Source organism: Denitratimonas organivorans, from assembly GCF_037478135.1.
Taxonomy (GTDB): Bacteria; Pseudomonadota; Gammaproteobacteria; order Xanthomonadales; family Xanthomonadaceae; genus Denitratimonas.
Window position 1 is genome coordinate 41,894 of sequence record NZ_JBBHDV010000006.1, and the last position, 21,160, is coordinate 63,053.

Here is a 21,160-nt window from a genome sequence, read left to right on the forward strand (position 1 = left end):
CCAGGGAAATGGCCAGAATGGCCGGGAGAAAAGAGCGGCATGATACCGTTCGCCCGGGCCGCACGCAAGTTGTGGCGGCTGTCATCCTGATCGGAATCGCGCATGTTCAACCCGCATATCGCCCCGCTGCTTGGCCTGTTGTTCTGTTTCCCGGCGGTCGCACAGGTCACACCGACCGCGCTCCCCGCCAGCGTTGCGACCGCAGTGGAACAGGCGCGCACCCTGCTGGCCACGGATACCGGCATCGACGCAGCCCGGCGCAGCGCGCTCGCCGACCGCCTGGAACTGGCCGCCGACACCGACGCCCAGGCCGACAGCGAACTGGCACGCGCGCAGCAGATGCAGGCGCTGATGGCCGACGCGCCGGCGCAGATCACCGCACTGGAGCAGGAACTGCACCATGACCCCTCCGACCGGTTCGACCAATGGCGGGCCAGCTTCGATCCGGATGCCGAACCCGAGGCACTGGCCGCGCAGCTGACGGCACTGAAGACGGAAAAGGCCGCCATCGCAGCCCAAAGCGCCACCATCGCCGCCGATCTGGCCGAAACCGATCTGCGGATGGGCACGCTGGCGCAGGAGCTGGACGCGGCCCGGCGCAATGCCGAACTGGCCGGCCAGCGCCGCAGTGCCGCCAACCCGGCCACGACCGGCGGGCGGATCGATGCGCTGGCGGCGCAGGCCGAGCAGCGCCTGCACCTGGCCCAGACCCAGGCGCTGGGCATCGAACGCGGCTGGTTGCCGTTGCACAGCCGCATATTGGAGCTGCGCCAACGCAGCCTGCAACGCCAGACCAGCCTGAGCCAGCGCAAGGCGGATCTGGTGCAATCGGCCCTGGCACGTAGTACCGATGCCGAACTGGACGCACTCGACACCCGGCTGCAGGACGAGGCCCGGACCACCGCCACCCAGTCGGGGCTGCTGGCCAGTGAAGCCGCCGCCAACCTCGCGTTGGGCCAGGAACTGCTGGCCAGCCAGACGGCACTGCGCCAGACCGGAGAGCTCCTTGCACAGACCCTGGCTGGAGCCGAAAGCGCCAGCGACGCACTGCGCAACACCCAGGCCCGGCTTGCACTCCAATCACAGGACGAGGCCGTCGGCCTGATCCTGCTGAACGAACGACGCAGGATCGAGCCCCCGGACAGCATCCGCCAGGACCTGACACGCACCCGTCGCGAGCTCGCCCAGGTACAATTACGGCTGATCGATCTGGACGAACAGTCACGCATCCTCGCCTCGCCCGACGCGCGGGCGCAGTCGCTGTTGCAGCAAAGCACGAATATCTCGCTGCAGGCTGACGCCGACACCCACGCGAACCTGCGCGCCCTGCTGCACACCCGCGCCGAACTGGTCACACGGCTGGAAACCGCCGAAGGCGAACGGCTGGCGCAACTGGCCGAACTGGAGACGGCACTGGGCCAGCAACTGGACGTGTCCGAAAGCCTGATCCGCCTGCTCGACCGGGAGTTGCTCTGGTTCCCCAGCCACGAGCGGCTGGATACCGCCTGGCCGCGCCTGGCGCTGAAGGGCTGGCGGCAGCTGTTCTCGCCACCACAGCTGACCGCCAGCGCACGCGATCTGGCCACTGCGGCTGCACAGGACTGGCCTTTGCTGGCTGCGGCCGGTCTGCTGTTCGTACTGCTGCTGCGCAACCTCTTGCGCCTGCCTCAGCGTCTGGCCACGCTGGCGCAGCCGCTGATGCGGGTACGCAGCGACCGCTACCGCTATACCTTGCAGGCCGCAGCCGCCACCGCCCTGGGCGCACTGACCTGGGCCCTGCTGCCGGCGATTCCGGGTTGGTTGCTGCGCCAGACCAGCGTGGCCGGGCAATTCAGCCATGCACTGGGAAGCGCATTGCTGACAACGGCCGGCGGCCTGTTCTTCTACCAGTTGATGCGCCGCTTGAACCTGGATCAGGGCGTGGCGCAAAAGCACTTCCGCTGGACCCGGCCAAGACGCGACGCCATTGCCGCCGCCCTGCCCTGGTTCCTATACATACTGCTGCCGGCGCAGTTCCTGCTGAGCCTGGCCTTCATCCATGGGCAGGAGCCGGCACTGGATGGCGTGGTTCGGCCGATGCTTGTACTGATCTGCGGCATCGGCGCAGCCCTGGCCTGGCGCGCCCTGGCCCCTGGCGCCCTGTGGACCTTCCGCGGCATCGCCGATCCGGAACCTTCGCGCGCACGACAGCTGTTGCGTATCGGCCTGGTGTCATCACTGGCCAGCATCGCGGTGCTCGCAGTGAACGGGTATGTCCTGACCGCCGCGACGCTGTTGCACAGCCTGTGGCTGAGCCTGCTGCTGGCAACCTCGGCGGCGATCGTGCACGGCTTGATAGCGCGCTGGTTCCTGCTGGGCGAACGGCGTCTGGCGTTGAAACGGCTGGAGGCCGGACGGGCCGAAGGCGCCCGCGTCCAGATCGCCTCCAGCGCCACCGAGACCCCCGCCGCAGCCGCCGTGAGCGATCCGGACAGCGAATCGATCAGCATCCAGCACGTCAACCAGCAGACTCGCCGGCTGCTGCGCGCCTTCATCGCCACGGTGATGATCATCGGTCTGTTCTGGGTCTGGTCCGGAGTGCTGCCCGCACTGGACCGGTTCGACAGCATCACGCTGTGGTCCGTTTCAGGCACCGGCCCCGACGGACAGCCGCTGCCGGCGGTGACGCTGGCGGCATTTCTCGGCGGCGCGCTGGCGCTGGTTCTGACCTTCATCGCGGCGCGCAACCTGCCCGGCCTGGTCGAACTGGGCCTGCTGTCGCGCATCCATATCGATGCCGGCACGCGCTATGCGGTCAGCAGCATCAGCCGCTACCTGATCGTCATCGTCGGGCTGGTCATCGGCCTGGGCCTGCTCGGCGTGCGCTGGAGCCAGCTGCAATGGCTCGCGGCCGCGCTCACGGTCGGGCTCGGCTTCGGCTTGCAGGAGATTTTCGCCAACTTCGTGTCCGGGCTGATCGTGCTGTTCGAACGGCCCTACCGGGTCGGCGACACGATCACCATCGGCGAGGTCGAAGGCACCGTCAGCCGCATCCGCACCCGCGCCACCACGGTGGTGGATGCCGACAACCGCGAAGTCGTGGTACCGAACAAGACCTTCATCACCTCGCGCTTCGTCAACTGGACCCTCAGCGATACCGTGACCCGGCTGGTGTTCCGCCTGGGTCTGGCGCAGGACGCGGAGCCGGACAAGGTGCAGGCGATGCTGCTGGATCTGGCCAGAAAGCACCCGCTGGTGCTGGCGCAGCCGGCGCCGGGCTGCTGGTTCACCCAGATCTCGGCCGGCAGTTTCGATTTCGAACTGCGGCTTTTCGTGGCCGAACTGGGCCACCGCAGCCGCGTGCGCAGCGAGCTGAACCGGCAGATCGCGGCGGCACTGGCCGAACATGATCTGGCCACCAGCCGGCCTGCCACGATGCGGATCGAGTCACTGCTGCCCGCCGAACCAGCTCCCGACACCGACGACGGCGCCTGACTCGACGCCGCACCGCGATTGGACCGGCCCGATGTCCGGTTTGCCTGCGTTGCCGCGTATCGTCCACTGTTTGTCACTAAACACTGATGAGGGCATTCGACCATGTGGGATTTCAATCTGGCGCAGGTGCTCGGCCTGCTGTTGCGTACCCTGCCGTTCCTGCTGCTGCGCATGCTGGTATATGCCGGCATCACGCTGGCGTACGTCATCGGCATCGGTGGCGGCAGCGGGGTGGGCTGGGTGATCGGTCGTGCCGGCGGAGTTGACGCTGCGGCCGGTGGTGCCTTCTGGGGGGCGCTGGTCGGCGTGGGCGTGATCAGCGGCGTCATGTACTGGGCACGCGAATACCTGCTGTATCTGGTCAAGGCCGGGCATATCGCAGTGCTGGTCGAACTGCTGCAGGGCAAGTCCATTCCCGGCGGTCGCGGCCAGATCGACTACGCCACCTCGGTGGTCAAGGAACGCTTCATCGAATCCTCGGTGCTGTTCGGTGTCGACCGGCTGGTGGCCGGCATCCTGCGCGCCTTCAACCGGGTGATGATGCGGGTGGCCAATTTCCTGCCGATTCCCGGTATCGAAGGCGTGGCCAAGTTCGCCGGCAACGTCATCACGATGTCGCTGACCTATGTCGACGAAGTGATCCTGGCCTACAACATCCGCCACAAGATCGAGAACCCCTGGGCCGGCGCGCGTGATGGTCTGGTGCTGTATGCGCAGAACTACAAGAACCTGCTGAAGAACGCGCTGTGGCTGACATTGATCGTCTGGGGCGCGACCTTGGGCATCTTCCTGATCGTGTTCCTGCCGGTGGCCGCGCTGGCCACGCTGGTGCCGTCGGTGGGCGGTTTCTGGACCTTCGCGCTGGCCGCGATCACGGCCTGGGGCCTGAAGGCCGCGCTGGTGGATCCGCTCGCGATGGCCGCGCTGCTGCAGTGCTACTTCAAGGCCATCGAGGGCCAGCAGCCGAATCCGGAATGGGCCGGCAAGCTGGAATCGACTTCCGGCAAGTTCCGTGAACTGAAGGACAAGGCCGCGGGCTTCGTATCGCGTCGCACGGCCGAGCCGCAGGCGATGCCGCAACCGCCACAGTCCTGACGGATCTTTTCCCGCAGACGGAAACGAACGAGGCGCCCATCGGGCGCCTCGTTGCATTACGGGTGCGGCGGCAGGGCTTGCGGCAGGAGCAGTTCCCGCCGCCGGAGGCTCAGGCCTTCTTCTTCGGCGCGATCATCATGATCATCTGCCGCCCTTCCATCTTCGGGCGCTGCTCGACGACGGCGTCGTCCTTGAGATCGGCCTCGATGCGCTGGGTCATCGCCATGCCCAGCTCGGTATGCGCCATTTCACGCCCACGGAAACGGACCACGACCTTGATGCGGTCGCCCTCGGCCAGGAAGCGGCGCATATTGCGCATCTTGATCTGGTAGTCGCCCGAGTCGGTCACCGGGCGGAACTTGACTTCCTTGATCTCGACCTGCTTCTGCTTCTTCTTGGCCTCGGAGGCCTTCTTCTGCTGCTCGAAGCGGAACTTGCCGAAGTCCATGATCTTGCAGACCGGTGGATCGGCATTGGGCTGGATTTCGACCAGATCCAGTCCGGCCTCTTCAGCCAGGCCCAAGGCCTCGTCGCGCGAAAGCACGCCGAGCATCTCGCCATCGGCGCCGATCACGCGCATTTGCAGCACGCGGATATCGCCGTTTCTCCGGTTCAGCTTGTCGGTATTTATGTAGGCATCCTCATTGGTTGGATTGTGTGTCCGCCCGCCATCTCAGACGAACGGCTCCTGTTCGGCACGCAGCCGCGCGGCAAAATCTTCCGGTGACATCGACCCCAGATCTTCCCCCGAGCGCGTACGGACTGCGACGCTCCCGTTTTCCTTCTCGCGATCACCGATCACCAGAAGATAGGGCACCCGCTGCAGCGTATGCTCGCGGATTTTATAGCCGATCTTCTCATTCCTCAAGTCGGTCGCGACCCGGAAGCCTTGATTTGCAAGGGCTTTCCCGATCGATTCCACGGCATCGGCCTGCGCGTCGGTGATGTTCATGACCACCGCCTGCACCGGCGCCAGCCAGCTCGGCAGAAGCCCGGCGTGATGTTCGATCAGGATGCCGATGAAACGCTCCATCGAACCCACGATCGCACGGTGCAACATCACCGGATGGCGCCGCGCGCTGTGCTCGTCGACATATTCCGCGCCCAGCCGGCCGGGCATCATGAAGTCGACCTGCACGGTGCCCAGCTGCCAGGTGCGGCCGATGGCGTCCTTGAGATGGTATTCGACCTTGGGGCCGTAGAACGCGCCCTCGCCGGGCAGCTCCTGCCAGTCCACGCCGGAGGCCTTCAGCGCATTGCGCAACGCGTCTTCGGCCTTGTCCCAGATGTCGTCGTCGCCCAGACGCGACTCGGGGCGCAGCGCGATCTTGATCTGGATATCCTCGAAACCGAAGTCGCGGTAGACACGCAGCGCCTGCTGATGGAAGGCCCGCACCTCCTCTTCAACCTGATTTTCAGTGCAGAAGATATGCCCGTCGTCCTGGGTGAAGCCGCGTACCCGCAGAATGCCGTGCAGTGCGCCGGACGGTTCATTGCGATGACAGGAGCCGAATTCGCCGTAACGGATCGGCAGGTCGCGGTAGCTGTGCAGACCCTGGTTGAAGACCTGCACGTGGCCCGGACAGTTCATCGGCCGCACCGCATAAGTGCGCTTCTCGGACTCGGTGAAGAACATGTTGTCCTTGTAGTTGTCCCAGTGGCCGGACTTCTTCCACAACTCCACGTCCAGGATCTGCGGACAGCGCACCTCGCCATAACCGGTCTCGCGGTAGACGCGACGCATGTACTGCTCGACCACCTGCCACAGTGCCCAGCCCTTGGGATGCCAGAACACCAGGCCGGGCGCCTCTTCCTGCAGATGGAACAGGTTCTGCGCCTTGCCGATGCGGCGGTGGTCGCGCTTCTCGGCTTCCTCGATGCGCTGCACATAGGCCTTGAGCTGCTTGCTGTCGGCCCAGGCCGTGCCGTAGATGCGTTGCAGCTGTTCGTTCTGCGAGTCGCCACGCCAGTAGGCGCCGGACGTGCGCAGCAGCTTGAACGCCTTCAGGAAACGCGTGTTGGGCACGTGCGGGCCGCGGCACATGTCGACGTATTCCTGATGGTGGTAAAGACCCATCGCGGTGACTTCCGGGCCCATGTCCTCGATCAGGCGCAGCTTGTAGTCCTCACCGCGCGACTTGAAGACTTGGATCACCTCATCGCGCGGGGTCATGCGCTTGATCACGTCGTATTCGGTGTCGATCAATTCGGCCATGCGCTGTTCGATCGCGGCCAGATCTTCCGGCGTGAACGGGCGCTCGGACCAGATGTCGTAATAGAAACCTTCCTCGATCACCGGGCCGATCACCATCTTGGCGTCCGGATACAGCTGCTTGACCGCGTGGCCGACCAGATGCGCGCAGGAGTGGCGGATGATCTCCACGCCTTCGGCATCCCGTGGCGTGATGATCTGCAGCCTGGCATCGGATTCGATCAGGTCGCAAGCATCGACCAGACGGCCATCGACCTTGCCGGCGACCGTGGCCTTGGCCAGTCCAGGGCCGATCGAGGCGGCAACGTCCATCACCGAAACGGGATGGTCGAATTCACGGCGGCTGCCGTCGGGAAGGGTGATGGCGATCATGCGGGATTCTCCACTTTCCGGCAGGGCGGAAAGTCCGGGAACATCGGGCCACACGGCCCGATGGATGGGAAACGGGGGGAATACACAAAGTGCGGACGGAGCGCGGACATCCGTCGGGCGGCGGCCAATCCGGCCACAGCGGGGATGTCGGTCAGGTCGGGAACCGGGTTGACATGTCGCACACTGGTCCGGCGATTACCCGCCGGGCTCCTTTGATTCGGAAGACGTTGCCGGCTACGGCACGCGATCCCCGTGATTATCCGCCCATGGCCCGCGATGTCAACGCGGGTGCGGTCTGTCGCACGGACTGACACGGCCAGCGCACCTGACCACAAGGGACAACTGTTGGCACATGGCAGCGCTGGCGCCTTCAGGCATGCTCGGGCCAGCGTGTGGGATCACGTGTGGGATAATAGGGCGCTTGCGCCAGGCCGCATCGGCCCGTCGCCGAGATCCCCCCCCCGCCGCGCCCGCCTCCAGGGCCGTTGCGCGGCCCATTCCATCCATTCCATATCGAGCTGACTCCATGATCTCATCCAGAACCCTGCTTGCCGGCGCCATCGCCATGGCACTGACCCTTTCGGCCTGTTCCAGCGAGACCGCCCCGGCCAACAGCACCGCCCCGGCCACGGAAACCGAAACGGCGCAGACCGACGCCGGCCAAACCCAGAACAACCCCCTCTTCGAAGCCAGCACGCTGGCGTTCCAGGCACCGGACTTCAGCGCGATCCAGGACGAGCACTTCCTGCCGGCCCTGAACGAAGGCATGAAGCAGCATCTGGCCGAAATCGAGGCGATCGCTGCCAATCCGGAACCGGCGACCGTCGCCAACACGCTGGAAGCCATGGAGCGCTCCGGCGCGCTGCTGACCCGCACCAGCCAGGTGTTCTTCAACCTGGTCGGCACCGACAGCAATGACGAGCGCCGCGCCATCCAGTCGGAAATCGCGCCGCGTCTGGCTGCACATCAGGATGCGATCATGCTCGACCCGCGCCTGTTCGCGCGCGTCAAGGCACTCTATGACGGCCGCGCCGATGCCGGTCACGATGGCGAGACCCTGCGCCTGATCGAACAGACCTACCAGCGCTTTGTGCGCGCCGGCGCGGAGCTGTCCGATGCCGACAAGGCGCGCGTGCGTGAACTGAACGAGGAACAGGCCAAGCTCACCACCGCCTTCCAGCAGACGCTGATGAAGCAGACCGATGCCGCCTCGGTGATCGTGGAGAACGAAGCCGAACTGGATGGTCTGGATGCCGCCGCCATCGCCGCTGCCGCCAAGGCCGCCGCCGATGCCGGGCACGAAGGCAAGTGGCTGCTGCGCATCACCAACACCACGCGCCAGCCGGTGCTGACCTCACTCAACAACCGTGCCCTGCGCCAGCGCGTGTGGGAGGCCTCGGCCAATCGCGGCATGAGCGACGGCGAGGGCGACACCCGTCCGATGGTGCTGCAGCTGGCCAAGCTGCGGGCCGAGCGCGCCGCGCTGCTGGGCCAGCCCAACCACGCCGCCTTCGGCCTGCAGAACCAGATGGCCGGCACCCCGGAAGCGGTGCTGGGCATGCTCGACGAACTGGCACCTGCAGCCGTGGCCAACGCCAAGGCCGAAGCCGCCCAGATCCAGGATGCGATCAAGGCCGACGGCGGTGATTTCGAGCTGGCCCCGTGGGATTGGGAGTACTACGCCGAGAAGGTGCGCGCCAGCAACTACGATTTCGATCCGGAAGCGGTGAAGCCGTATTTCGAACTGAACCGCGTGCTCAACGACGGCGTGTTCTTCGCGCTGAACCGTTTCTACGGCGTCAGTTTCCGCGAGCGCACCGACCTGCCGGTCTATCACCCGGATGTGCGTGTGTTCGATGTGATTGACAGCGATGACAGCCAGATCGGCCTGTTCTACGTCGACTACTTCGCGCGCCCGAGCAAGCGCGGTGGCGCCTGGATGTCCTCCTTCCGCGGCCAGAGCCAACTGCTGGACCAGAAGCCGGTCATCATCAACGTGATGAACATCCCCAAGCCGGTCGACGGCCAGCCTGCGCTGATGAGCTTCGACGAGGTCACCACGATGTTCCACGAGATCGGCCACGGCGTGCACGGGCTGTTCTCGCAGGTGCGCTACCCGTCGCTGGCCGGCACCGCCGTTGCCCGCGACTTCGTCGAGTTCCCCTCGCAGTTCGAGGAGGACTGGAACAAGGACCCGACCGTGCTGGCCAACTACGCCCGCCACCACGAAACCGGCGAACAGATCCCGGCCGAACTGCTGGAGAAGATGTTCAAGGCCTACAGCTTCAACCAGGGCTTCGACACGCTGGAGTACGTCTCCGCCGCGCTGCTGGACATGGAATGGCACCTGCTGCCGGCCGATGCCAACGTCGAGGACGTGGCCGCGTTCGAACAGGCCGCTCTGGCCAAGCACGGCGTCGATTTTGCCCCGGTGCCGCCGCGCTACCGCAGCACCTTCTTCTCGCATGTGTTCGCCGGCGGCTATTCGGCCGGTTACTACGCCTACATGTGGAGTGAAGTGCTGGCCGCCGACGCGTTCGCCTACGTGCAGCAGCAAGGCGGCCTGAACAGCGAGGTCGGCAGCCGCTACCGCCGCGAAATCCTCTCGCGCGGCAACAGCCAGGACCCGATGCAGATGTACATCAACTGGCGCGGCCAGCAGCCGGATGTGGAGCACCTGCTGCGTCGCCGTGGCCTGAACACCCGCGCAGACGACTGAGTTATTGCAGCAATGCAGCTGAAAAGGGCGCGCCTTCGGGTGCGCCCTTTTTGTTGCCTGATCAGTATGGATCAGGCTCCCGTTCCGAGAAACTGTTCCACCGCCTTCCCGATCTCGCCCACATCGCGCGCCGGGTCGAACCAGCGAGTATCCAGCTGCGCACGCAGCCAGGTGATCTGGCGCTTGGCCAGCTGACGCGTGGCGAAGATGCCGCGATCACGGAATTCGGCCAATGGCGTGCTCTGGGCCAGATGTTCCAACGCCTGCCGATAACCGACCGCGCGCATTGAAGGCAGATCCGGATGCAGGCGCGGATCGGCCGCCAGTGCCCGCACTTCGTCGAGGAATCCGGCTTCGATCATCTGGTCGAAACGCAGCGCGATGCGTTCGTGCAGCAGCTCGCGCGCGGCCGGCGCAACCACCAGCTTCAATACCCGAAAGTCGAAACGCCGCCGCACGCCAGCCTGCTGCCAGGTGCTGATCGGCGTGCCGCTTGAACGGAATACCTCCAGCGCACGCTGGATGCGCTGCGCATCGCCGGGCTTGATCCTGGCCGCAGCGGCGGGATCGACCTGCGCCAATTCCGCATGCATCGCAGGCCAGCCGCGCGTGGCAGCCTGCCGTTCGATCTCCTGGCGCAACGCCGGATCGGCCGGCGGCATGTCGGACAGACCTTCGAGCAGCGCGCGAAAGTACAGCCCGGTGCCACCGACCAGCAACGGAATACGCCCGGCGGCGTGGATATCGTGCATCGCCTGCAGCGCGTCAGCCGCGAACTCGGCGGCCGAATACGGCTGGTGCGGGTCACGGATATCGATCAGCCGATGCGGTGCGCGCGCCAGGGTGTCGGCATCCGGCTTGGCGCTGCCAATGTCCAGCCCGCGATACACCAGCGCCGAATCCACACTGACGATCTCCATGCCGAAACGCGCCACCCAGTCCACCGCCAGCGCGGTCTTGCCCGAGGCCGTGGGCCCCATCAGCGCGATCGCTGGCGGGCGGGTATCGATGCGATGCTGGAACGGATCGGCTGACATGCTCGGCACACGGGGAAATCCAGTGCGCGAGCCTACCCGGTCACGCGCCGGAGCGACCAGCCTACGCAGCATGCTGTAGCCAGCACCCGTTGCGGGAATACCCGCGAGCGGTGATCGGGCAGGAGGCTCGGCGCATTGTTCTTCGCGTTTGAGTCGACCCTGCGTTGTGCAATGCACTGACTCAGGCACATGTCCATTCCATGACAGCTACCTGAGCCTTGGACTCCGCGCAATCAGAGTCTGGTTTTTTGGAAGTATTCGGCCGCCCACGCGCATTGCCACCGGCCGAGCGAGAACACACCATCGGCGGAGCGTAGTCGGCTGCTTACCTTGCTGCCCGCACTCAGACTGGCCGTCAGACTGGCTGGAAACGGATCTTCAGCCCCAACGCATACGCCACTTTCACAACGGTGGAAACGCTCGGGTTCACACAGCGCTGTACCATAGACGCGCCCACCCGCATGGCGTTGCAGTGCGTGCTGAATCCACCACCTGATACCATCCCCTCATGCCGCACCATGCCACCATCACCTTGACGCCCGAAGAATCCGGCCTGCTCAACTGGTTCGGCGCGCTCACACCAGGGCAACGACTGGACGAACTGCAATCACGCGTCGATTTCCTGCGTGTCTTCCGAGCCGATGACGACCAACAGCTTCCGGCGACTGATCGAAACACTGAACCGGCACGAGGTTGAGTTCGCTGTGGTCGGTGGCGTCGCCGCCGTATTGCACGGTGCCCCGGTGACGACCTTCGATCTGGATGCGCTGTTCCGTGTGAATGTGTCCAACGCGCAACGCCTTCTGGCCGCATTGCAGGAGCTGCACGCCCGCTATCGCGGCCACATCCCGCCCTTGCATCCGACCCTGGCCGATCTGCTGGCAGGCGGTCATTTACTGCTCGCGACCGATGCAGGCCCGCTGGACATGCTCGGCTTCATCGGCGAGCACGAGCGTTACGAAGATGTCGCGAACGCCATCGTGCAGCTGAAAGCCGACGATCTTTCGGTGCCGATCCTCGGTCTTGACGACCTGATCCGGGTGAAGCGTGCGCTATCCCGCGACAAGGATTTACCCGCACTTCGGCTGCTCGAATCGTTGGCGAAGCAGAAGCCCTCATCCTGACGCCCTGACCAAAGCCTGCTCCGTACTTGATGCGGTGTCCGGAGCAGGCCCTCTCCCGCACATGCATGTGCGGGAGAGAGGAAACCTCATTCCCCCAACCACCGCGCCAGCCAGTCATGCACTTCGGTGTAGAAGTAGCGGCTGTTGCCCCCCTTCAGGATCCAGTGGTTTTCATCCGGGAAAACCACCAGTCGGCTTTCAACCTGCTGACGCTGCAGCGCGGTCCAGTATTCCAGGCCGTTGTTGATCGGCACGCGGAAATCCTTTTCGCCGAAGGTCACCAGCGTCGGGGTCTTGAAGTTGGCGGCCAGGCGGATCGGATTCTGTTCGCGCCAGACCTCGCCCTGCTCCCAAACCGGACCACCGAAGGAGGCCTCGCGCGACCAGGCCACGTCGCTGGTACCCCATTGCGCTTCCAGATTCACCAGCCCGGCGTGGCTGATCAGGCAGCGGTAGCGCTCGGTCGTGCCCTGCATCCAGTTGGCCAGATGGCCGCCGTAACTGGCGCCACCGGCGCACTGGCGCTCGCCATCGATGAAGTCGAAACGCGCGATCGCGGCATCGGCCGAGGCGTTGATGTCCAGCGCCGGACCGCGCAGCGGATCGCCGATGATGCCGCGCGCGAATTCTTCACCGAAGCCGGTCGAGCCGGTGTAGTTGGTCAGCAGCACCACGTAACCAGGCGCCGCCAGCAGGTGGTAGTTCCAGCGAAGCACCCAGGCATCGCGCCACATGGTGTGCGGGCCGCCGTGCATCAGCACCAGCAGCGGATACTTCTTGGCCGGATCGAAACCGGGCGGGCGCAGCAGCATGTTGTGGATGCGGCGGCCATCGCGTTCGACCCAGAAATGCTCCAGCGGCGCCAGATCCAGCGCCTCAGCACGGGTTGCGGTGAACGCAGTCAGCGCGTGGTGGCGGCCGCGGACCGGATCGATGCGGACGATTTCCGGTGGCCGTGTGGCGCTTTCATGGGTGCCCAGCAGCACCGCGTTGCGGCCGCTGCCGCCGAGTACCAGATTGCTGTAAAGCCCCTGCTCCGGGCGTGCCACCAGACGCGCGGCTGCGCCATCGAAACCACCACGGAACACCGCTTCCTGGCCGTCGATCTCGCTGGACACCAGCGCTTCGTCGCCCGATGGCGGCGCGATCACATAGCTGGATATCGAACGCCCCAGTTCCATTTCCAGTTCGCGCCGCGGCCGCATCGAGGGCCAGTCGAAACGCACCAGACGGGTGGCGTTGTAGGTTGAATCGGTGCGCGGCCCGAGCAGCGCGAACAGGCGCTTGCCATCAGGCGAGAAACGCAGCGTGCTGTAGCCATCGTCCGGCTCTTCGCCATCGCGGCCGGTCAGGCGACGCGGCTCGCCTCCGTCCAGCGACACCTGCCAGATGTCCAGATGGGTGAACGAATAAGCACTGCGATGGCGGTTGCGGCTGGCCACGAACAGCACCGACTTGCCATCCGGCGCCCAGACCGGATCCAGTTCCTGCGTGCCCAGCCCGCCGCGACCGCCGTAACCGGGTGACTGCACCAGCTCGCTGCCGGCCAGCAGATTTTTCGCCTCACCACCCTCCAGCGGCTGCACGAATACCTGCGGCACGCGCTCACCGATCCAGCGATCCCAGCTGCGGATCGGGAAGCCGGTATAGACCCGCGCGCTGTAATCACGCGCCTTCTCTTCGTCCATGATGCGGCGCTGCTCGGCATCGTCGCGCACGCCCGGATGGACATCGCTGACGAACAGGATCCGGCTGCCATCGGGCGAAAACTGCGGCGCCCGCGCACCGGTCGAAATCTGCGTGATGCGGCGCGCTTCGCCGCCATCCAGATCCAGCACGTAGATCTGCTGCGCCTCATCACCGGCACGGCGTGCGGCGAAGGCCAGACGCGAGCTGTCGGGGCTGAACACCGGCGTGTTCTCGCTGCCCTGTCCGCCGGTCAGGCGGCGCGGCACCGCACTGCCGTCGGTGCTCAGCAGCCACAGATCGCTGTACTGCTTGTCCGGGTCATAGGCCGGCTCCAGCACCGGCACCACGGCCCGGCTCCCATCCGGGCTGATCACCGCCGGCGACACGCGCGGCATCAGCCACAGCGCCTCATGCGTGATCGCGGTCTTGCCGTCAACCGCGCCGGTATCCGCCCTTGCCGTATCGCTGAGCGGCAATGCAGCCGCCAGCACCAACCAGCCTCCCAGCCACCACGCGCCCGCCTTCCGCATCTTCCGCCTCCGAATCAATCCGCCGTCATGCCGGCAACAGGACCGGGATCGTAACAGCGGCAGATGTGCACGACCGTGGACGGGTACGCGCAAGACGGCATGCAAAGCGCTGCCGCCGCTCCCGTCCGAGTCGGGAACGGCGGCACCGTGACCCGGGCTGCGGGTTCGTCCGCAAACGACACCCGGCCGGATCCCCCCCCTTGTCAGGCCGCAGGATGCATCGGCAACAACGCCTCCCGTGCCGGCTGATCGACACGCGTTTCCAACGAGGCCAGGAAGCGCCAGACAAACAGCAAGGTCACCAGCAGCAATCCCGGATAGCCCACCCAGGCCAGCACGTAGGGCAGGGTCGGATCGCCGGCCTGGACGCTGGCCAGATTGAAGCTCAGCAATCCCAGCGTGATGACCGCACCGAAGAACCACATGCTCGCCAGCCACAGGCTGCTCTCATACCTGGTCAACGTCCGTCCCCAACCGGTGGCGACGGCAGCGCGCGGCGGCGCGTACGCATCGCTTGCAGGCCGCACGCGGCGATGGCCGATGGTGAGCAGGTCCCAGACGATCACCCCGGCCCCGACGGTGAACAGCGCGCCGAACAGCGGCACCAGCATCTTGAAGAAGTTCATCGCCGGGAACACATCGCCGCCGAACCAGTCCAGCCCCAGCGTGCGATAGGCGAACACCTGCACCGTGCCGCCGAGCGCGAACGCGAACGCCATGCCCAGCATGCCGACGAACACCAGCCAGAAGCCGAGCTTGCCGATGCGCTCGTCGTAGCGTTCGACGCCGCGCATCAACGGCACCGCATAGTAGGCCGCCGCCAGCCCCAGCATGCCGAAGGTGCCGAACAGCGCCAGGTGCGCATGCGCCGGCGTCACCCAGGTGCCGTGCGACCAGACGTTGGTAAGCGCGAAGGTCATGGTGAAACCCAGGATGCCCGCGCCCACCTGTTCGAGCACCACCGAACCCAGGATGAAATAGAACGCCGGCGCATTCTTCAGCGGTCGCCGGTCGTGGTGCGCATCCAGGTAGACGTGCCAGAAGCAGAAGATCAGCGGCAGCGGCTCCAGCGCGCTGAACAGCGAACCCCAGAACTGCCAGAATTCCGGCGTGCCGATCCAGAAATAATGGTGCGCATTGCCGATCAGCCCCGATAGCCACACCAGCGCCACACCCCAGAACACCGCGTAGCCCACACTCTTGACCTTGGCATCGAACAGCAGCACCAGCAGGAAGCCGACCAGCGCGATGTGGATCACCTCCCACACCCCTTCCACCCAGTAGTGCACCACGTACCAGCGGAAGTACTCGCTCATATCCTGGCGTTCGATGAAGAACAGCCCGAAGATCCACACCAGTGTCAGCGCGATCACGCCCAGCGCCAGCGCCCAGTGGATCTCGTTCCAGTCCTTGCGTGGCGGGAAGGTGCGCAGCACCACGTAAGCCAGGATCGAGAAACCGATCAGGATGACGATGTCGGCCGCCCGCCCGGCCTCCAGATACTCCAGCCCCTCATGGATCCACGGCTGCCCCATCCACCAGCCGGCGATGCCCTCGCGCGCAAAACCCTGCGCCACGACATTCCAGATCGTCACCGCCAGCAACGCGTAGAACAGGAACTTGATCATCCACGGTGCCGCCAGCTCGCGTTTGGACAGCAGCGGCCCAACGAACAGGATCGTGCCGATGAAACCGGCCAGGATCCAGATGATGCCCAGGTTCAGATGCTCGGACCGTGCGATGTTGAAGTTGAGCCTGCCTTCCAGCAGCGACGGATCGATGTGCTGCAACGCAATCAGCAGGCCGAAGCCGACCTGGAGCGCGAACAGCACCAGCATCAGCATGAAGAAGCGCATGCTCAGGCGCTGGGTCTGGTACTGGATCATTGTGCTTCTCCCGACAGGGTGCGCAGATAGGCGACGATGGCGTCGACCTGCTCGGCGGAAAGCAGCGCGTCATAGCTGGGCATCGTGCCGGCGGCGAAACCGGCCCGCAGCGCGGCATCGGAAAAGCGGATCGACTCGGCCAGATAGGCATCGTCGGCCAGCACCTGGCGGCCGTCGTCCAGCGTCACCTGCGAACCGTGCAGGCCGCCCCAGCCCGGGCCGATCAAGGTGCCGGCATCGGTCGCATGGCAGGCGGTGCAGGCGAAATCGGCCACCAGCCTTTCTCCCATCGCCACCGGATCCTCCGGCGCTGCCGCGGCTACCGCATCGGGGGTCACGGTGGCCGCGACGGCAGCGCCGGGCATCGGACTGGCCAGCGCGAACGCCAGCCCGTCCACCTTGGGCGGCGGGGGCCAGCCTTCGGTATTCATCATCGAGGTGTAACGCAGGAACGCGATCAGCTTGCCCACCTCGCCGGGGCGGAAGCGCAGGTTCGGCATATGGGTGCTGCCGCCGCCACGCCGCGCGACACGTTCGGCAGCAGCGGGATATCGCGCCAGGTATTCATCGATCGAATCGATGCCGGTGGCCGCAATCTGCTCGGGCTTTTGCAACTGCACCTGCACCGCCGCCGCTGTCGGCCAACCGCGCGCCGAAGGCATGAAGGCTTCCAGCCAGGCCGGCCCGGCCAGTTCGTAAATATTGGTCAGGTCCGGGCCGAGGTAGGCGCCATTGCCCAACAGGGTGTGGCAACCCATGCAGTTGTAGGCCTGGAACACGCGCCTGCCCTCGACCGCGCCGAACTCGCCGTAGCTCACGTCGGCCGGGATCACCTGCCCGCGCGAATCCAGGAACGAGGCCACCGACAGCAATACGAAGATCAGCGCCATCGCACTCAGCACCCCGAGCGCCATCCGCCGCAGCCGGCCTTCGTGGCAGGGTTGTCCGGGCTTGCAGCTCATGGCCGGCCCTCCCCGTTTCCATCGGCGCGGCGCGCGGCCTCGATCAGCTCGGCACGCTCCAATTCATCGTGTTCGAACAGCGTGCGCAGCGCGATCAGGAACACGTAGAACACGTACACCGCCAACACGAAGCCCAGCACGAAGTAGATCAGCCAGGCCCAGCGCGACTCGGCCCAGTATTCGAAATCCCTCCAGTACGGCCAGGACAGCAACAACGCTGCGACACTGGCAAAAACCGACAGCCCCAAATCCATGATGCGTGTAGACATGCCCCCTCCCCACGAAGCAACCCTCGGTGCGTGGCGGTAGCCGCCAGCAGCCCGGTCAGTGTTCGTTTTCCCTTGTGTCTCGACGCTACGGCGCGTACGCCGCGAAGGCCTTGACAAATGTCAAGCAGCGGGCAGGCGCGAGGGGCAGCGAGCGCCGATCAGATGCGTGTTGAAGCGGGCTTGGCCGCGATCCGGATGCGGGGACCCGGTCGGAAAAGCCTCATCGCCGCCACAATCATTGCCGCACATCAGCCGGACTTGCGTATGGAAAACCGTCCTCCCTGCGGGGAGGAAAAACGGACATGCCGATGGCGCGTGGCTCAGCGCCCACCACGCAGGATCGACACCAGCACCCAGACCCCGCCGATTGCGGCACCGATGAAGCCCAGCACGCCGAAACTGGACACGCTGGACAACGATATCGGCCCCTTGATGTTCATCACAATGGCCGAACCCACGATCAGCGCCGAAGTCACCAGACCCACGGTCAGGCGGCTGACGGCGCGATCCAGCTGATCGCCGAAACGCTTGAGCGAGGTCACTTCGACCTGCACCTGGAATTGCCCGCGCCGCGCCGCACGCAGGATCTGCTTGAGATCCTTGGGCAGCCCGGAAACGAAATCCAGCGCATTGGAAAACAGGTTCCAGCCACGCCGCGCCAGCACCAGCGGCGAATACTGTTCCAGCAGCGCCGCGCCGAGGAAAGGTTCGGCTACCGCCGCCATGTCGAAATCCGGGTCCAGCTCGCGCGCCATGCCTTCCAGCGTCACGAACGCCTTCAGCATCAGCGCCAGATCCGGCGGCAGGGTCAGGCCGTTGTCGCGCAACACAGCAGTCATGTCGGCCAGCATCCGGCCGAATCCCAGATGCTTGAGCGGCACGCCACGGTAGTTGTCGATGAAGGCGTCGATCTCGCAGGTCAGCTGGTCTTCGTCGATATCGGCGTTGCCGCTCCAGTCCAGCAGCACGTCGGCGACCGCATCCACCTGCTGCGTGGCCAGGCCGTGCAGCAGCCGCGCGATCTGGTAGCGGCGCTCGGTGGAAAGCCGCCCGACCATGCCGAAATCGATCAGCGCGATACGGTTTTCCGGCAGGAAGAAGACATTGCCCGGATGCGGATCGGCGTGGAAGAAACCGTCTTCCAGCACCATCTTCAGGATCGTCGCGGCCCCGGTGCAGGCCAGTTCGTGGCGATCCAGCCCGGCGCCATCCAGTCGGTGCATCTGGCTGCCGGGGATGCCGGGAATGAAATCCTGCACGTTCAGCCGCTCGCCGACGTATTGCCAGTGCACACGCGGGATTTCGATCTCCGGGTGCTCGTCGAAGTTCTGCATGATGCGTTCGGCACTGCGGCATTCGGCGGCGAAATCCAGCTCGCGCCGCAGCGAGATCGCGAATTGCCGCACCACATCACGCGGGTGGTAGCGTTTCAGGTCCGGCATTTCGGCTTCGACGATCTCGGCCAGACGCGCCAGCAAACGCAGATCGGCCTCGATCGTGGGGCGGATGCCGGGCCGGCGCACCTTCAGCACCACGCGCGTGCCGTCCTCCAGTTTCGCCAGATAGGCCTGCCCGAGCGAGCCGGCGGCCAGCGGCTTTTCCTCCAGCTGGTCGAACACCTCGTGCGGATCGGCGCCCAGATCCTGGGTCAGTTGTTCGCGGATCTTGTCGAACGGCACCGCCGGCACCGCGTTCTGCAGGCGACTCAGTTCGGCGATCCATTCGGGCGTGATCAGATCCACGCGCGTGGCCATGACCTGCCCGAGCTTGACGAAGGTGGGGCCCAGTTCCTCCAGCACGCGCCGCACCCGCTGCGGCGGCGACAGTTCCAGCAGGTCTTCGGTGCGGCCGTGCCAGTGCAGCACGCGGCCGGCGCGTTCCAGCACCCGCGCCATGCCGACGCGCTGCACCACATCGCCGAAGCCGTAGCGGATCAGCACCGCAGCAATCTCCTGCACCCGGCCCAGATCACGCACCGCGCTCAACGCATCCCACAACATCGACATGCCCGGACTCCTTGTCACCAGGGTTGCGAGCTTATCCCGGTCATGGGCTCCGCGTGACACGCGCGCTCACCGCTTGCTGGCATAAATTTGCCCCGGTGCTGGCGCCTGCCCGGCCGTGCTGGGAAGATAGGGGCCCCACGGCAGCCCGAATACGCACATGGAATGGCTATCTGACCCAACCATATGGATGGGTCTTGCGACCCTGGTGATCCTCGAGATCATCCTGGGCATCGACAACCTCGTTTTCATTGCGATCCTGGCAGACAAGCTGCCACCCCACCAACGCGACAAGGCCCGCCTGATCGGCCTGAGCCTGGCGCTGCTGATGCGGCTGGTGCTGCTGGCCACGCTGTCGTGGATGATGCAGCTGACCAAACCGCTGTTCTCGCTGCTGGGGCACCCGTTTTCCGGGCGCGACCTGATCCTGCTGGGCGGCGGCCTGTTCCTGCTGTTCAAGGCCACCACCGAATTGCACGAACGTCTGGAAGGACGCGACCACGAAGAAACCGGCAACCGCGTCTACGCCAGCTTCGGCGTGGTTGTCACCCAGATCGTCATCCTGGACGCGGTGTTCTCGCTGGATTCGGTGATCACCGCGGTCGGCATGGTGGATCAACTCGGCGTGATGTACGCCGCGGTCATCATCGCGATGGCCACGATGATGCTGGCGAGCAAGCCGCTGACCGAGTTCGTCAACCGTCACGCCACGGTGGTGATCCTGTGCCTGGGCTTCCTGCTGATGATCGGCTTCAGCCTCGTGGCCGAAGGCCTGGGCTTCAAGATTCCGAAGGGATACCTGTACGCGGCGATCGCGTTCTCGATCCTGATCGAGATCTTCAATCAGTGGTCGCAGTACAACCGCACCAAGGCCGAACGCAAGCTGCCCCTGCGCCAGCGCACCGCCGATGCGGTGCTGCGCCTGCTTGGCTCGCGCCCGGCGGAAGCCGGCAGCGAAGGCGAGCCGGCCAGCGACAGCACCGATGCCAGTGAAGAACCCGGTCTGGAAGCCGCCGAACACGACATGATCCGCAGCGTGCTGACCCTAGCCGAACGCTCGGTCGCCAGCGTCATGACGGTGCGCCCGGACATCCAGTGGATCGACAGCCGGCGCGGGCTGGAAGACGCCACCGCACGCCTGATCAAATCCCCGCACACCCGCCTGCTGGTCTGCGATGGCGATCTGGACAACCTGCAGGGCGTGGTGCAAAGCCGCGATCTGCTTTCCGGCGTACTCTCCGGCAAGTCGCTGTCACTGGCCGAATACCTGCGCGAGCCGGTCACGCTGCCCGAATCCACCACCGCGCTGCAGGCGCTGGAAAGCATCCGCGAGCACCCGATCCCGCTGGCCGTGGTGGTCAACGAATACGGCGGTGTCGAAGGCCTGGTCACCGCCAACGACCTGCTGGCCGCGATCGCCGGCGATCTGGCCGACACCCGCGATGCCGAATACGGCGCCGAGAAGCAGAAAGACGGCAGCTGGATCGTCGATGCCTCGATGTCGATGGAAGACCTGCAACGCGCCACCGACATCGCGCTGGAACGCAACCCGGCCTATGTCACCGTTTCCGGCCTGTTCCTGCACCTGCTCGAACGCCTGCCGGAAGTCGGCGACAGCGTCCGTTCCGGCGACTGGACTCTGGAAGTGCTCTCGCTTGAGCGCCGCCGCGTCGGGCTGGCACGCATGACCCCGGCCAGCGACGAACAGGAATGATGCCGGGCCGCTGACACGCCGTCCGCTGCCGCCAGCACAGGGTGGGCCGGTTACCATGGCCGGTCCGGTTTCAC

Annotated in this window: 13 protein-coding genes; 5 read left to right on the forward strand and 8 right to left on the reverse strand. The window is 65.5% G+C overall.

What is annotated here, in order from left to right; all coding sequences use genetic code 11:
- Window positions 1-102: 102 nt before the first annotated feature.
- A complete protein-coding gene (locus WDB66_RS07965; protein WP_339398017.1) occupies window positions 103-3,474 on the forward strand; it encodes a mechanosensitive ion channel domain-containing protein in 3,372 nt (1,123 codons plus the stop codon).
- A 102-nt stretch (window positions 3,475-3,576) separates the two neighbouring features.
- Window positions 3,577-4,569: a hypothetical protein gene (locus WDB66_RS07970; protein ID WP_339398018.1), complete on the forward strand. Its 993-nt coding sequence runs from the start codon at window positions 3,577-3,579 to the stop codon at window positions 4,567-4,569.
- Between the two features lie 109 nt (window positions 4,570-4,678).
- On the opposite strand, the gene infC is transcribed toward WDB66_RS07970, so the two are convergent.
- Together infC and thrS are read right to left on the reverse strand one after the other, a co-directional pair.
- The gene (gene infC / locus WDB66_RS07975; RefSeq protein ID WP_339398165.1) at window positions 4,679-5,200 is read right to left on the reverse strand and encodes a translation initiation factor IF-3; all 522 of its coding nucleotides are present in this window, start codon (window positions 5,198-5,200) and stop codon (window positions 4,679-4,681) included.
- A 42-nt stretch (window positions 5,201-5,242) separates the two neighbouring features.
- Window positions 5,243-7,153 (reverse strand): threonine--tRNA ligase, encoded by a 1,911-nt coding sequence (gene thrS, locus WDB66_RS07980; RefSeq protein ID WP_339398019.1) that lies wholly within the window; start codon window positions 7,151-7,153, stop codon window positions 5,243-5,245.
- A 526-nt stretch (window positions 7,154-7,679) separates the two neighbouring features.
- Here thrS and WDB66_RS07985 point away from each other — a divergent pair.
- A complete protein-coding gene (locus WDB66_RS07985; protein WP_339398020.1) occupies window positions 7,680-9,872 on the forward strand; it encodes a M3 family metallopeptidase in 2,193 nt (730 codons plus the stop codon).
- A gap of 71 nt (window positions 9,873-9,943) precedes the next feature.
- Here the strand turns inward: WDB66_RS07985 and miaA are convergent, their stop codons facing one another.
- Window positions 9,944-10,909 (reverse strand): tRNA (adenosine(37)-N6)-dimethylallyltransferase MiaA, encoded by a 966-nt coding sequence (miaA, locus tag WDB66_RS07990; RefSeq protein ID WP_339398021.1) that lies wholly within the window; start codon window positions 10,907-10,909, stop codon window positions 9,944-9,946.
- A 626-nt stretch (window positions 10,910-11,535) separates the two neighbouring features.
- Here miaA and WDB66_RS07995 point away from each other — a divergent pair.
- The gene (locus WDB66_RS07995; protein WP_339398022.1) at window positions 11,536-12,033 is read left to right on the forward strand and encodes a hypothetical protein; all 498 of its coding nucleotides are present in this window, start codon (window positions 11,536-11,538) and stop codon (window positions 12,031-12,033) included.
- A gap of 86 nt (window positions 12,034-12,119) precedes the next feature.
- Here the strand turns inward: WDB66_RS07995 and WDB66_RS08000 are convergent, their stop codons facing one another.
- The 5 genes from WDB66_RS08000 to WDB66_RS08020 all read right to left on the reverse strand — a co-directional run bounded on the left by WDB66_RS08000 (window position 12,120) and on the right by WDB66_RS08020 (window position 19,366).
- Window positions 12,120-14,252: a S9 family peptidase gene (locus tag WDB66_RS08000; protein WP_339398023.1), complete on the reverse strand. Its 2,133-nt coding sequence runs from the start codon at window positions 14,250-14,252 to the stop codon at window positions 12,120-12,122.
- Window positions 14,253-14,455: 203 nt separating this feature from the next.
- Complete coding sequence (locus WDB66_RS08005) at window positions 14,456-16,138, reverse strand: cbb3-type cytochrome c oxidase subunit I (RefSeq protein WP_339398024.1); 1,683 nt, start codon at window positions 16,136-16,138, stop codon at window positions 14,456-14,458.
- Window positions 16,135-17,100, reverse strand: coding sequence for a cytochrome c (locus tag WDB66_RS08010; protein WP_339398025.1), 966 nt, complete (start codon window positions 17,098-17,100; stop codon window positions 16,135-16,137). The genes WDB66_RS08005 and WDB66_RS08010 overlap by 4 nt, the downstream gene beginning before the upstream one ends.
- Window positions 17,097-17,369, reverse strand: a complete 273-nt coding sequence (locus tag WDB66_RS08015; protein WP_339398026.1) for an Asp23/Gls24 family envelope stress response protein — start codon at window positions 17,367-17,369, stop codon at window positions 17,097-17,099. Before WDB66_RS08015 ends, WDB66_RS08010 begins: the two co-directional genes overlap by 4 nt.
- A gap of 320 nt (window positions 17,370-17,689) precedes the next feature.
- Window positions 17,690-19,366 carry an ABC1 kinase family protein gene (locus tag WDB66_RS08020; protein WP_339398166.1) on the reverse strand — a complete coding sequence of 559 codons (1,677 nt, stop codon included), beginning with the start codon at window positions 19,364-19,366 and terminating at the stop codon, window positions 17,690-17,692.
- Window positions 19,367-19,532: 166 nt separating this feature from the next.
- On the opposite strand from WDB66_RS08020, the gene WDB66_RS08025 reads away from it, so the two are divergent.
- Window positions 19,533-21,086: a TerC family protein gene (locus tag WDB66_RS08025; RefSeq protein WP_339398027.1), complete on the forward strand. Its 1,554-nt coding sequence runs from the start codon at window positions 19,533-19,535 to the stop codon at window positions 21,084-21,086.
- Window positions 21,087-21,160 lie beyond the last annotated feature (74 nt).

Coding starts and splice junctions, on each gene's coding strand:
- WDB66_RS08025 (WP_339398027.1), top strand. CDS start 19,533: ATGGAATGGCTATCTGACCCAACCATATGGATGGGTCTTGCGACCCTG.
- miaA (WP_339398021.1), bottom strand. CDS start 10,909: ATGTCAGCCGATCCGTTCCAGCATCGCATCGATACCCGCCCGCCAGCG.
- WDB66_RS08015 (WP_339398026.1), bottom strand. CDS start 17,369: ATGTCTACACGCATCATGGATTTGGGGCTGTCGGTTTTTGCCAGTGTC.
- thrS (WP_339398019.1), bottom strand. CDS start 7,153: ATGATCGCCATCACCCTTCCCGACGGCAGCCGCCGTGAATTCGACCAT.
- WDB66_RS08005 (WP_339398024.1), bottom strand. CDS start 16,138: ATGATCCAGTACCAGACCCAGCGCCTGAGCATGCGCTTCTTCATGCTG.
- WDB66_RS07965 (WP_339398017.1), top strand. CDS start 103: ATGTTCAACCCGCATATCGCCCCGCTGCTTGGCCTGTTGTTCTGTTTC.
- WDB66_RS08000 (WP_339398023.1), bottom strand. CDS start 14,252: ATGCGGAAGGCGGGCGCGTGGTGGCTGGGAGGCTGGTTGGTGCTGGCG.
- WDB66_RS07970 (WP_339398018.1), top strand. CDS start 3,577: ATGTGGGATTTCAATCTGGCGCAGGTGCTCGGCCTGCTGTTGCGTACC.
- WDB66_RS08010 (WP_339398025.1), bottom strand. CDS start 17,100: ATGAGCTGCAAGCCCGGACAACCCTGCCACGAAGGCCGGCTGCGGCGG.
- WDB66_RS07985 (WP_339398020.1), top strand. CDS start 7,680: ATGATCTCATCCAGAACCCTGCTTGCCGGCGCCATCGCCATGGCACTG.